The following is a 13,127-nucleotide window of genomic DNA, read 5'->3' on the forward strand; positions in this document are numbered from 1 at the left end:
CCTCCTTAATTTCTAACAGTCTTTTTCATGTGGTAAAACTGTGTCCGGGAAAATCTCTGTCGGGTATTTACCTGTAAAGCATGCAACACAAAGCCCTCCATTTTCATCTTCAAACGGGCGGTTCGTTGCACGGACCATACCTTCCAACGATAAAAATGTTAGTGTGTCAGCTTCAATTGCTACTCGTATATCTTCCACACTGTGGCTTGATGCAATCAGCTCTTCATGTGTCGATGTATCGATTCCGTAATAACAAGGATCTGTCATTGGCGGTGAAGAAATTACAACATGCACTTCTGCTGCCCCAGCTTCCTTCAGCATGCGCACAATGCGTCTCGATGTTGTACCACGTACGATTGAATCATCTACCATGACAACACGTTTTCCTTTTACGACTTGTACGACAGGTGAAAGCTTCATTTTTACACCGCGTTCGCGAAGTTCCTGTGTCGGCTGGATAAAAGTACGCCCAACATAGCGGTTTTTAATTAAACCAAGCTCGTATGGAATACCGCTCGCTTCGGAAAATCCGATCGCTGCAGAAATAGATGAGTCTGGAACTCCTGTAACAACATCCGCTTCAATATGGGCACATTCTTTTGCGAGTTCTTTACCCATACGTTTACGTGCCATATGGATATTCACTTCATCAATATTTGAATCAGGACGTGCAAGGTATACATATTCCATCGCACACATTGTCCGTTTATCCTTTTCAACATAGCTGTCGACTTCAAGACCATTGTTTGAAATGATCAATAACTCACCAGGCTCCACTTCACGTACGTATTCCGCACCGATTAAATCAAATGCACATGTTTCAGATGCAACTACATAAGAATCACCCAGCTTTCCAAGTGAAAGCGGACGTAAGCCGTTTCGGTCACGGGCTACAATCATTTGGTCATTCGTCAATAAAATAATCGAGAATGCGCCTTTTAATAACGACAATGCTTCTTTCACTTTTGAACGAAATGGTGAGTGTTTAGATTTCTTAATGAGATGGATAACAACCTCTGTATCGGAAGTCGAGTTGAAAATGCTGCCAGAGCGCTCTAAAAACTGTTTTAAATGTGTCGCATTCACTAAGTTCCCATTATGGGCAATTGCCAGTGAGCCAGTTGAAGAACGGAATAATAACGGCTGAACATTTTCCAGTCCTTTGCCGCCTGCTGTTGCATATCGTACATGCGCAATTGCCGCATGCCCTACTACTTTACGTAATTTATCTTCATTGAACACGTCATTTACTAGACCTTCCCCGCGTACAGCCTGAAGCTGATTACCGTCAGTTGTGACGATACCAGCTCCTTCCTGTCCACGATGCTGCAATGCGTGTAAACCGTAATAACTTAAGTGCGCTGCATCTTGATTGCCCCAAATGCCAAATACGCCACATTCCTCATTTAAGCCTCTGATTTCAGCAAGCATGGAATTGCTCCTTTCCAGGCAGAACGGAATTCCTCCACAGTACCCTCAACAAGTACATCAGTTTCGCCGCTAATTTTAATGTTTGCGTCGTCTGTTACTGTACCAATTTTTTGTGCGTCTTTTACGATTGTTTCAAAGCCTTCTGCATGTTCAGCTTTCACTGTTAATACAAAGCGTGATTGTGATTCTGCGAATAGAGCCGTTGTTGCAGAGCCTGTTAATGCTACGTCTAAACCTAAACCTTTTGCAGCGAAAGTTTTCTCCGCTAATGCAACCGCAACTCCGCCTTCAGAAACATCATGCGCTGACTGAACAAGTCCTGCTTGAATTGCTTCCAAAATAGATTGTTGACGTGCCGCTTCTACTGTTAAGTCGATTGAAGGTGCTTTACCTGAAATGCCGCCTTCCACTAACTTTTGTAATTCAGAACCACCGAATTCTGTTTTTGTGTCACCTACTACGTACACAACGTCACCGGCAGCTTTAACTTCCTGTGTTGTAACATGCGCTAAATCTTTTACTAATCCCACCATACCGATTGTTGGTGTTGGATAAACCGCTTCACCTGAACGCTCGTTGTACATTGATACGTTACCGCCAATTACTGGTGCATCTAATGCTAAACAAGCTTCCGCAATACCGTCAGCCGATTTTTGGATTTGCCAGAAGATTTCTGGTTTTTCCGGGTTACCGAAGTTAAGGCAGTCTGTAATTGCAAGTGGTTGTCCACCAGAACATACGATGTTACGAGCTGCTTCAGCAACAGCAATTTTCCCGCCAGTTGTCGGATCAAGGTAAATATAGCGAGCATTACAGTCTGTCGTCATCGCCAACCCTTTATTTGTACCACGTACACGTAATACTGCTGCGTCCGAACCTGGTGCTACAACTGTATTTGTACGAACTTGATAGTCATATTGATCGTAAACCCACTCTTTTGAAGCGATTGTTGGTGCTTTTAAAAGTGCTGTTAACGTTTCTTTATAATCTGTTACGTTTGGTTCTGCATTTTCCATTGCCTGATATTCTGCAAAGTAAGCTGGTTCTGTATCCGGCATATTGTAAACCGGTGCGTCTTCAGCCAGTGCATCTGCAGGAACTTCTGCTACAACTTCACCTTTGTGCAGTAAACGAAGCATTTTATCTTCTGTTACTTTTCCTACAGCTACAGCATCAAGTTCATATTTATCGAAAATCGCTTTAATTTCATCTTCACGACCTGCTTTTACAACGATCAGCATACGCTCCTGAGATTCTGATAACATCATTTCGTAAGCTGACATGTTTGTTTCACGTTGAGGAACTAAGTCCAAGTTCATCTCTACACCAGTACCGGCTTTAGAAGCCATTTCCGCTGAAGATGAAGTAAGACCTGCTGCACCCATATCTTGAATACCAACTAATGCATCTGATTTTACAACTTCCAGACAAGCTTCAAGAAGTAATTTTTCCATGAATGGGTCCCCAACTTGTACTGCCGAGCGACTTTCTTCAGTATCTTCTGTCAATTCTTCAGATGAGAATGTTGCACCGTGAATACCGTCACGACCTGTTTTCGCACCAACGTACATTACAGTATTTCCTACACCTGCAGCAACACCTTTTTGGATATCCTTATGATCGATTAATCCGACACACATTGCATTTACAAGCGGATTACCTTCGTAGCAAGGGTCGAAACCAATTTCGCCGCCTACTGTCGGAATACCGATACAGTTTCCGTAACCGGCAATACCAGCAACGACTTCTTCAAATAAATACTTACCGCGCGCTGACTTTAACTCACCAAAACGTAAAGAGTTCAGCATCGCAATCGGACGTGCACCCATTGAGAAAACGTCACGGATAATTCCGCCAACCCCTGTTGCAGCACCTTGGTATGGTTCAATCGCAGATGGGTGGTTATGGGATTCCATTTTGAATACAACTGCCTGCTCATCACCGATGTCAACAATGCCGGCACCTTCACCAGGGCCTTGCAGCACTTGAGGACCTTTTGTAGGGAATTTACGAAGTACTGGCTTCGATTTTTTATAAGAGCAGTGCTCAGACCACATTACCGAGAAAAGACCTGTTTCTGTCCAGTTTGGAATGCGACCTAATTTTTCAATTGCTAAGTCAAATTCCGCATCTGACATCCCCATGTCCGCATAGAGACGTTTTTCCTTAATTTGCTCTGGTGTTGGTTCGAAATTAGTTGTTAACATGCTGTTCCCTCCACTGCTTCACAATTGATTTAAATAGTTTAAGACCATCTGCACCACCGACGATTTCATTTGCAGCACGCTCTGGATGTGGCATCATTCCGAGTACATTGCCTTCTTTATTGATGATTCCAGCAATATCCGCTAAAGAACCGTTCGGATTTTCGCCTTCATATGTAAAGACAATCTGATTATTGACTTGTAATGAAGCTAATGTTTCATCATCGCAGTAGTAGTTGCCTTCACCGTGCGCGATCGGAATATTGATTACTTCTTCCTCTTCATATCCGTTTGTAAATAATGTGTTGTTGTTTTCAACTTTTAGCTGTACTGTACGACACATGAATTTCAGATTTTTATTGCGGATAAGAGCTCCTGGTAACAGCCCTGCTTCCGTTAAAATCTGGAATCCGTTACAAACACCTAACACTGGTTTGCCTTGTGCTGCAAAGTCTTTTAAAGCTGACATAATGTTTGATTGGTTTGCCATTGCGCCACAACGTAAATAGTCTCCATATGAGAAACCGCCAGGCACTAATGCCCCGTCAAATCCGTCTAGACTTGTAGCTGTATGCCAAACATATTCTACTTCTTCACCTAGCTCGTCCTTAATCGCATGAAACATGTCGATATCACAGTTAGACCCCGGGAAAACGAGTACTGCAAATTTCATCGTATTATGCCTCCTCAACTTCGTAACGGTACTTTTCGATTACCGTGTTCGTTAATACTTTTTCGCACATTTCTTTCACGATTGTGTTGATATCACGGTCAGTATCTTCGATTGATACTTCCAAATACTTGCCGATACGTACGTCAGAAACTTCACCATAACCGATTTTTTGCAATGAACCTTGAACTGCAGAACCTTGTGGATCCAGGATGCTTTCTTTTAATGTTACATATATTTTAACTTTCTTCATAAGTTAGTTGCCTCCAAGTTTTTGTAATATAATCTCATATACTTCCGTTAGATTGCCTAAATCACGGCGGAATACGTCTTTATCAAGCTTTTGCTTTGTATTAGAGTCCCATAAACGACAAGTGTCAGGAGAAATTTCATCGGCAAGTAAAATATTGCCGTCTTTATCACGACCAAATTCAAGTTTGAAGTCGACTAACGTTACACCAACAGCAGTAAAAATCGGACGCAGCACTTCATTCACATGCAGTGCCGCATTATATAGCTGTTCTACTTCCACTGGTGTCGCGATATTCAGCACGTCAATATGTTCTGTTGTAATCATTGGATCACCTAATGCATCATCTTTATAATAAAATTCGACGATCGGACGCTTTAATGGAGTACCCTCATCCAAGCCTAGACGTTTTGCCAGGCTGCCAGCAGCAATATTGCGTGTAACAACTTCGATTGGAATAATTTCGACTTTACGTACAAGCTGTTCGTTCGCTGAAAGTCTTTTTACGAAATGTGATTCAATTCCGTTTTCTTGTAACTTCTCGAAAAGTAATGTCGTAATTTGATTGTTTAAATTTCCCTTACCAGCAATCTCGGCTTTCTTCTCGCCATTAAATGCTGTTGCACTATCCTTGTATTCAACAAAAAGTATTTCAGTATCTTCTGTTGTATATAATCGTTTTGCTTTCCCTTCATATAAAAGCTGGCCTTTATTCATGACGTATTCCTCCTGATTAATTGATTAGTTAGTTAAGACCTAAACGTTCGAAAATCAAATCAACATTCTGAATATGGTAGTTGTAGTCAAAGCAGTCTGCAATTTCTTCCGGTGATAGATATGCTGTGATTTTTTCACTAGCTTCCACAAGCGGACGGAATTGTGTTTGCTCATCCCAAGCTCGCGCTGTTAATGGCTGAACCGTATCGTACGCTTCCTCACGTGATAATCCTTTATCGATTAACGCAAGTAAAATACGCTGTGAGTAGATCAGACCAAATGTACGCTCCATATTGCGTTTCATATTGTCAGGGAATACAGTTAAGTTTTTCAAAATATTACCGAAACGATTTAACATATAATTTAATGTAATTGTGGCATCTGGAATAATGACACGTTCAGCAGAAGAATGTGAAATATCACGTTCATGCCATAAAGCTACATTTTCATAAGCTGTCAGCATATAGCCGCGCATTAATCGTGCCATACCTGTCATATTTTCAGAGCCGATCGGATTCCGCTTATGCGGCATAGCTGATGAACCTTTTTGCCCTTTTGCAAATCCTTCTTCCACTTCACGTGTTTCGGATTTTTGCAGTCCGCGGATTTCTGTCGCAAACTTTTCAATTGATGTAGCAATCAAAGCCAGTGTAGAAAAGTATTGGGCATGACGGTCACGCTGCAATGTTTGTGTAGAAATTGGCGCAGCTGCTAATCCAAGATGTTCACATACATAGCTTTCCACACGCGGGTTAATATTGGCATATGTTCCGACAGCACCGCTCATTTTACCTGTTTCGATAACTTTTGCGGCTTCTTCAAAACGTACTAAGTTACGGCGCATCTCTTCAAGCCATAATGCCAGCTTTAAACCAAATGTTGTCGGTTCTGCATGCACACCGTGCGTACGTCCCATCATTACTGTAAATTTATGCTCTTTCGCTTTTTCAGACAGAATAGCGATGAATTGATGTAAATCTTTACGTAAAATTTCATTCGCCTGCTTGATTAAATATGATAGTGCTGTATCTACAACGTCCGTTGAAGTTAAACCGTAGTGCACCCATTTCTTTTCCTCACCAAGTGCAGGTGTTTCCGAAACAGCTCGTGTAAATGCTACTACATCATGACGTGTTTCCTGCTCAATTTCATAAATACGATCAATATCAAATGATGCATTTGCACGTAATTTTGCTACATCTTCTTTAGGAATTTCCCCGATTTCAGCCCAGGCTTCACAAGCTAAAATCTCAACTTCAAGCCATGCTTTAAATTTGTTTTCTTCTGTCCAAATTGCACCCATTTCAGGACGTGTATAGCGTTCTATCATAAATCTTCTCCTTTTACTCCGGCCAGATACCGGAGTCTGTAATTTGTTGTAATGCTGTATTTATATCATCTGTCATGATTGTGACATGACCCATTTTTCGATTTACCTTTGCTTCTGACTTACCGTACAAATGTACAGACCAGTCAGGAAACTTTGAAATTGAATTTGTTAATGGAACGACATGCTGACCAAGTACATTTACCATAATCGATGGCGCCCAAAGTTTTGGTTTACGTAACGGCCAACCGCATACTGCACGAATATGCTGAGTAAACTGTGAAATATTGCATGCCTCAATTGAATAATGGCCTGAGTTATGCGGACGTGGTGCACATTCGTTAATTACAATACTGCCATCTTCAAGAACGAACATTTCAACTGCCAATGTCCCAATCAGTTGCAGTGAATCCGCAATTTTTAGAGCAGCTTCCTCAGCTAATTGTGCTGTAGACTGTTCGATACGTGCCGGCACAATCGTTTCATGCAAAATGTGGTTTATATGAATATTTTCTCCGACAGGCAAGCAGTATGTTTCACCATCTCCATTGCGTTGAACGATGACTGAAATCTCTTTCTTAAATGGAACAAAGCCCTCTGCAATACACTGTGAATGAGCAAATAATTCTTTTGCTAATGGTAAGTCCTCAGCAGATTTCAATAACTGCTGGCCTTTCCCGTCATAACCGCCCCGTGCTGTTTTTACGATACATGGGAAGCCGATTTCTCCGATGTTTTCTTGAAGTTCTTCATATGTAAAAGCGACAGTATATGGCGCAACCGGACAGCCTGCATCAACAATCATTTGCTTTTCTGTGACACGGTTTTGTGTAATACGTACAAGCTCTGCACCTTGAGGGACATAGGCCATTTGTGTTAAACGCTTTAAGCCATCGTAATCAATGTTCTCAAACTCATATGTTATGACATCACTTACTTCTGCAAGTTCTTCCAATGCTGCTTCATCATCATAAGCTGCGACGATTCGTATGTCTGCCACTTGTCCACAAGGAGAATCCATTGTTGGTTCCAGTACTGCAATTTTATATCCTGCTTCCTTTGCTGCAACTGCCATCATACGTCCAAGCTGACCACCGCCGATAATACCGATTGTTTGTCCAGGATAAATCATTTTCGTCACGTTAAGTCACCTGTGCTTTCCAAAACTTGAGCTTTTGTCGCTTCACGTCTTGCCTCAAGCTTTGCAGCAAGCTCCTGATCAAACGCTCCTAAAATTTGCGCTGCAAGCAGACCAGCATTTGTTGCGCCTGCCTTGCCAATCGCTACAGTTGCGACTGGTACACCACCTGGCATCTGCACAATCGACAGTAGTGAATCAAGTCCGTTCAGTGCACGTGACTGTACTGGTACTCCAATTACAGGTAATGTCGTTTTTGCTGCTACCATACCTGGTAAATGAGCTGCTCCACCAGCCCCTGCAATAATTACTTGAATACCGCGTCCACGCGCAGCTTCAGCATATTCAAACATTAAATCTGGTGTGCGATGTGCTGAAACGACTTGCTTTTCATAAGGCACATGCAACTCGTCCAATATGTCACAAGCATGCTTCATCGTTTCCCAATCACTTGAACTTCCCATAATAACGCCAATTTTCGGATTCATGAATTTCGCTCCTTTAAACATCTTCTCCACTTGTTAAAAATCAATGTAAAAAATCCTCAAATAAACTGCTCTCTACGCTCTACGCATGAGAAAGCAATCTACTTGAGGACTGAGCATTAAAAGTATATGTAGATAATTGCATTGCGATCCACATCCTTTATTCATCATACCTGAAGTTGCTTTCCCACATAGTCCGGTATTTACGGTGCCGGGTAGAGACACTAGAGCCATATTCTCTAGCATATATGAGGGATTAAATGTTTTTCCTGTTCACATTTTAACAAGGGTTACGCATAAAATCAATGTAAAAATGCGAACGATATTTTTAAAGAAAAAGATAATGTTCGGTTTTCAATCGAATCGTCTGTTAATCTTCTATCAATACACCTTTAAATTGTATTTTTTGACGTAAGTAAACAGGTTCGCCATTTACCTCTTCAAATACAGGTTCTTCTCTGCGTCCAAATGGCATATAGCCATCTTTCTTCATTCTTTCAAGGCATTGCTCGATTGTTTCATTTTCTTCTACTTCATACCATACTTGCTTTTTAGCCAAAAAGGTCATCCTTCCACATGTAAAATATCGCTCTAACTATACCACGATATTTTTAGTACTTTCTAATAGAAAGAATTAATTTTGTGAACGATTTGTCACAACTGGAAAATAAAAAGGAGCAATCACAAATTCCTATGATTGCTCCTGTTCATTTTATTTTATATACTCCATTTGTTCTGTTAACTCAAGAACATCCTCAAATGTTAAATCAAGATTTTCAATAATAATATTATAGCGTAAGCCTTCTTCATCCCATTGGATTAATTTGAAAGTTTCTAAATCAATTTTAGATCCTTTTTGTCCGCGTACTTCAATTATCTCTTCATCTTCACCGATGGACTCCATTGGCTTGAAGATTGAAAGAGAAAATTGCTGTTCACCGTTTTTGGAATAAGTTAACGCAATCTCTCCTGTTTCTGCCATCCCCATATCCTCTATTCCTTCCAATGTGTAACCAAGTGATTCAGGGAAAGATTAGAAAGGAACCTAGCTTCTCGACAGCTTCCTGCTTTGTTAATTGTTCGATTGGCTGAAAAGACTCGGTTTTAACATTAGCATCTTCCGGAATGTCCAGAGTAAATTTGGAATCATCAATTTTACCGTTCGGTTCAAATTTTGTAAATTCAGTAGTTATTTTCATATCGCCACTTGCCGTTATTGTCTTTAATGTCATCCATGTTTTTTTATCTACCCATACTTCAATATCTCCAATAAGCGTATTTTGCTTTTTAGCTTTTGCGATTAAATGGTACGTTTCATGACCGGCAATCTTTTCTTCTTCACCAATCGTAATATCATGGGAATTTTTTATTTGTTCCAATGTACGTAATGCCTGCTCTTTTAACGTTGGTCTAACTAAGTTTTCAACGTCTGGACCGAGCTCAAAAATGATCGCTTCATTCATTGTTTTCGAATAGGAAGTTAATGTTTTGCCGTCGTTAACAGCAATTGATTCCTCTCCTGTAGAGTCAACCATCTCTACACGAGTCTTTCCGTTTTTTTCCCATTGCTTTGAAAGTATTTCGGTCCCGTCATCCATTGTCATTTTATATTCTCCATAAAAAGAATCAAGCTCAGACGTTTCCTGCATCGCCTGATTTAATATTTCCTGGGGTGAATAACTTTCCTCATTGCTGCATGCCGCTAAAGATAGCGTTAAAATTACCGCTGCTGAATAAATCAATTTTTTCATTTTATCCATTCCTCTCTTCTTCAATTAATGGTAGCCATATGACAATCGCTAACTGATTTTGCTGTGCTATAGCTGTAATTGTTCCATCGTGCTTAGCCATAATTTGCTTTGCAATACTTAAACCGAGACCAGCCCCCCGCTCACCAATATGGCTCCGGGAATCATCAATCTGATACAGCGGATCAAACATTTGTTTACACTGCTCTTTCGTTATTGTTACACCGCTGTTTTGTACAACCATATAAACGCCTTTTTCCGTAAAGCTTTCTGCTAATTTCCCTCTACTCCAAGTAGGAACATTCGGTGTTTCAAATGCGGATACATAAATCGTCCCTCCAGGATTTGTATACATCCAGGCATTCGCGACAACATTATCGACAACGCGCATTAGCTGCTTCGGATTTACGTAGTAACTTCCTTCAACATTAACTGTTGTTTTCGCTTCAAACCCTTTTTCTCTACTAATCTGTTCATAGTCACCTAAGAGCATATCAAAAAACTCTTCGCCTTCGACTTTTACAAGTTCCAGTTCATATGTTGGTGACTGCAATAATGTCAACATCATTAAATCATCAAGCAACTGCTTCATGTAATCCGATTTGGACTGAATGATCTGCAAATATTCCTGATGATCCTTCTCAGAATGGTTCCCGTACCTTAAACTTTCTGCATATGCTTGAATTGATGTTAGAGGCGTTTTCAAGTCATGCGACAGACTCGCAATCATAAATTCCTTTTGCTGCTGCTCCGATGCAAGCTTTTTTCGAGTTGCTATAATTTCCTGCTGCATTAGTTGAAAGCTCTCGGTTAATTCCCCGATTTCGTCCTTTGTTACAGGTAGCGGAATTGTTGCTTCATCCTTGGCAAAAGCACGCATTTGTTCCATTAGTCGTTTTGCCGGCTTATTGAGGCGTCTATTCAGCAAATAGACAACCGCCCCGTATATAATCAGCATTACTATAATTAAACTAGTTATGACAAGTAGCGATTTTGTATTTACTTGTTCCAGCCATTCCGAACGCACGAGCGCAATTTTGTATACACCCTTTATTTCCCCATCTTTATAGACAGGCTCTTTATAAACAAATGTCTTATAGTTTTGTTCAAATTCATATAGATTTTTATAAACCATACTTTTCGATTCAAAGCTGCTGAAAGAGTTAGTTAAATTTGAGGAATAATAAATCTTTCCATTCGGACTATACAGCGTAATCATCAACTGATCGGACGTCAGTTTCTCGACTTCCTTATAATTTGCATTAATATTGTAAAGCGATGGATCATCCAGTTGATCTTTTAAATCTGTAACAACTGCCCACTTTTCAAAATATTCATCAACACTTTTATCTTGGTAGTACGCGTTAATCGTTACATAAAGACCATACAATGCAAGTAACGGCAATATCATGACAAGCAAGTACGTAAGTAGAAGCCATGATTTAATCTTCATACTTGTTCACCTATAAAGCGGTAGCCCTTTCCCCATACAGTTTGTATATAGTTAGGTGACTTTACTGGATCGTGCAGCTTCTCCCGCAATGCTTTAATATGCACCGTTACCGTATGTGTCTGATCCAGCTCAATTTGGTGCCAAACAAGGGTATACAACGCTTCCTTTGTAAATAGCTCGAATGGATTTTGTGCCAATACTTTCAGTAACGCAAACTCTTTTTGCGTCAAGTTTACTTCATCCTCTTCGATATAAATACATTCTTTTACCCAATCGATTTTTAAACCATGTTCATATGAAACCATTTCATTTGCTGCAAAAACTTTATTATATCGCTGCCATCTCCGTAATTGAGACCGAACACGTGCTTTTAATTCTTCTAAAGAAAACGGCTTTGCCAAATAATCATCAGCATCTTGTAATCCTGTGACTTTATCCGTTTCTTTGCTTTTTGCGCTGATCATAATAATAGGGACATCGCTTTGCAATCGAATATGTTCAATCATTGATAACCCATCCATTTCAGGCATCATCCAATCAACAAGTATTAAGTCATAGTTTCCGGCGGAAAAATCTTCTAACCCTTCTATTCCTGTCGTTGCCCATGTTACTGCATAGCCTTCCTTTATTAACGTATCTTTAATAATGCGCGCAATTTCGCGGTCATCTTCCACTAAAAGAATTTGTTGTGCCATCATGTACGCCTCCTACAATCACTATAGCAAGTAATTTTTCCGATAATTGTAACTTTATAAATCCTTTATATTTTATCTTACTTTGTACTGTCTGTTTAAAGATAGCCAAAGTTATCTTTCACTGTAAAAGATGATTATTTTAAAATGGGTATTTATGTTAATATCAACTATATAGTTAAAGGAGGTGTCGTAAAGAATGGAAGTCATTTTTGAAAAGATGAACAGCAAGATGGCCACTGCAATCCTCGATTGGAAATATGAAGAGCCTTACAATTTTTATAATAATGAACAGACAGTGGAAGCTTTGGAGGAACTACTGGATGGTTCCTACTATGCCGTTGTTAATAACAATAAAGAGGTAATTGGGTTTTTCTGTACCGGGGAGAGTGCTCGGGTACCTAGCGGAAATAAGTTTGATGTTTATAAGGAAGATTTTATTGACATGGGAATCGGAATGCACCCAAATCTGGTGGGTAAAGGCAAGGGCTTCGAATTTTGTACGCGTATTATGAGATTCATTGAGGATAACTATCCAAGTAAATCGCTAAGATTGACCGTAGCAACGTTTAATGAAAGAGCCATTCATTTATATAAAAAGCTTGGTTTTATTAAAGAAAATGAATTTAGCAATAATATGACAAAATTCATGACTATGGTCAGACTATAATCGACCTTTATGAATTATTTATAACAACAAAAAAACCACTGATTCCTCAGTGGTTTTGCGTGTGCGAAGCGACGTCCTACTCTCACAGGGGGAAGCCCCCAACTACCATCGGCGCTAAAGAGCTTAACTTCCGTGTTCGGTATGGGAACGGGTGTGACCTCTTTGCCATCATCACTTCACTATAGTGGGCTCTAAATAAGCCTGTGTAAAAGAATTTTCATTCTTTCAAAACTGGATAAACGTTTCATTGATTTTTGCAATAAAATGTGGTTAAGTCCTCGACCGATTAGTATTCGTCAGCTGCATGCGTCACCGCACTTCCACCTCGAACCTATCTACCTG

14 protein-coding genes, 1 rRNA gene and 1 riboswitch are annotated in these 13,127 nt (G+C 40.1%); of the genes, 1 reads left to right on the forward strand and 14 read right to left on the reverse strand.

The genetic code is table 11. The features are described 5' to 3' along the window. Window positions 1–12: 12 nt before the first annotated feature. The 13 genes from purF to B5473_RS04005 all read right to left on the reverse strand — a co-directional run bounded on the left by purF (window position 13) and on the right by B5473_RS04005 (window position 12,118). On the reverse strand, window positions 13–1,431 hold the full coding sequence (gene purF, locus B5473_RS03950; protein ID WP_079523767.1) for an amidophosphoribosyltransferase: 1,419 nt from the start codon (window positions 1,429–1,431) through the stop codon (window positions 13–15). Beyond that, entirely contained in the window at window positions 1,407–3,638 is a 2,232-nt protein-coding gene (gene purL / locus B5473_RS03955; protein ID WP_079523768.1) for a phosphoribosylformylglycinamidine synthase subunit PurL, read from the reverse strand. Before purL ends, purF begins: the two co-directional genes overlap by 25 nt. Next, window positions 3,625–4,308: a phosphoribosylformylglycinamidine synthase subunit PurQ gene (gene purQ, locus B5473_RS03960; RefSeq protein WP_079523769.1), complete on the reverse strand. Its 684-nt coding sequence runs from the start codon at window positions 4,306–4,308 to the stop codon at window positions 3,625–3,627. Before purQ ends, purL begins: the two co-directional genes overlap by 14 nt. A gap of 4 nt (window positions 4,309–4,312) precedes the next feature. Further along, the gene (purS, locus tag B5473_RS03965) at window positions 4,313–4,558 is read right to left on the reverse strand and encodes a phosphoribosylformylglycinamidine synthase subunit PurS (protein WP_079523770.1); all 246 of its coding nucleotides are present in this window, start codon (window positions 4,556–4,558) and stop codon (window positions 4,313–4,315) included. Window positions 4,559–4,561: 3 nt separating this feature from the next. Further along, window positions 4,562–5,272, reverse strand: coding sequence for a phosphoribosylaminoimidazolesuccinocarboxamide synthase (purC, locus tag B5473_RS03970; RefSeq protein ID WP_079523771.1), 711 nt, complete (start codon window positions 5,270–5,272; stop codon window positions 4,562–4,564). 28 nt (window positions 5,273–5,300) lie between these two features. Continuing rightward, window positions 5,301–6,602: an adenylosuccinate lyase gene (purB, locus tag B5473_RS03975; RefSeq protein ID WP_079523772.1), complete on the reverse strand. Its 1,302-nt coding sequence runs from the start codon at window positions 6,600–6,602 to the stop codon at window positions 5,301–5,303. 13 nt (window positions 6,603–6,615) lie between these two features. Continuing rightward, on the reverse strand, window positions 6,616–7,740 hold the full coding sequence (purK, locus tag B5473_RS03980) for a 5-(carboxyamino)imidazole ribonucleotide synthase (RefSeq protein ID WP_079523773.1): 1,125 nt from the start codon (window positions 7,738–7,740) through the stop codon (window positions 6,616–6,618). Beyond that, window positions 7,737–8,225, reverse strand: a complete 489-nt coding sequence (purE, locus tag B5473_RS03985) for a 5-(carboxyamino)imidazole ribonucleotide mutase (RefSeq protein WP_079523774.1) — start codon at window positions 8,223–8,225, stop codon at window positions 7,737–7,739. Before purE ends, purK begins: the two co-directional genes overlap by 4 nt. Window positions 8,226–8,394: 169 nt before the next feature. Beyond that, a riboswitch (purine riboswitch) is annotated at window positions 8,395–8,494 on the reverse strand. A gap of 98 nt (window positions 8,495–8,592) precedes the next feature. Continuing rightward, entirely contained in the window at window positions 8,593–8,781 is a 189-nt protein-coding gene (locus B5473_RS03990) for an NETI motif-containing protein (protein WP_079523775.1), read from the reverse strand. Window positions 8,782–8,934: 153 nt separating this feature from the next. Continuing rightward, window positions 8,935–9,204, reverse strand: a complete 270-nt coding sequence (locus B5473_RS20810; RefSeq protein WP_254865236.1) for a hypothetical protein — start codon at window positions 9,202–9,204, stop codon at window positions 8,935–8,937. Window positions 9,205–9,244: 40 nt separating this feature from the next. After that, on the reverse strand, window positions 9,245–9,973 hold the full coding sequence (locus tag B5473_RS03995) for a LolA family protein (protein ID WP_254865237.1): 729 nt from the start codon (window positions 9,971–9,973) through the stop codon (window positions 9,245–9,247). A 1-nt stretch (window position 9,974) separates the two neighbouring features. Beyond that, on the reverse strand, window positions 9,975–11,423 hold the full coding sequence (locus B5473_RS04000) for a HAMP domain-containing sensor histidine kinase (protein WP_079523776.1): 1,449 nt from the start codon (window positions 11,421–11,423) through the stop codon (window positions 9,975–9,977). Further along, window positions 11,420–12,118, reverse strand: a complete 699-nt coding sequence (locus tag B5473_RS04005) for a response regulator transcription factor (protein ID WP_079523777.1) — start codon at window positions 12,116–12,118, stop codon at window positions 11,420–11,422. The genes B5473_RS04000 and B5473_RS04005 overlap by 4 nt, the downstream gene beginning before the upstream one ends. A 196-nt stretch (window positions 12,119–12,314) precedes the next feature. Here B5473_RS04005 and B5473_RS04010 point away from each other — a divergent pair, with 196 nt between their 5' ends. After that, window positions 12,315–12,785, forward strand: a complete 471-nt coding sequence (locus B5473_RS04010; RefSeq protein ID WP_079523778.1) for a GNAT family N-acetyltransferase — start codon at window positions 12,315–12,317, stop codon at window positions 12,783–12,785. 63 nt (window positions 12,786–12,848) lie between these two features. Here B5473_RS04010 and rrf read toward each other — a convergent pair. Then, window positions 12,849–12,964: ribosomal RNA gene (gene rrf, locus B5473_RS04015) — 5S ribosomal RNA — on the reverse strand. Window positions 12,965–13,127: the final 163 nt, after the last annotated feature.

It is taken from the genome of Solibacillus isronensis (assembly GCF_900168685.1).
Classification (GTDB): Bacteria; Bacillota; Bacilli; order Bacillales_A; family Planococcaceae; genus Solibacillus; species Solibacillus isronensis_A.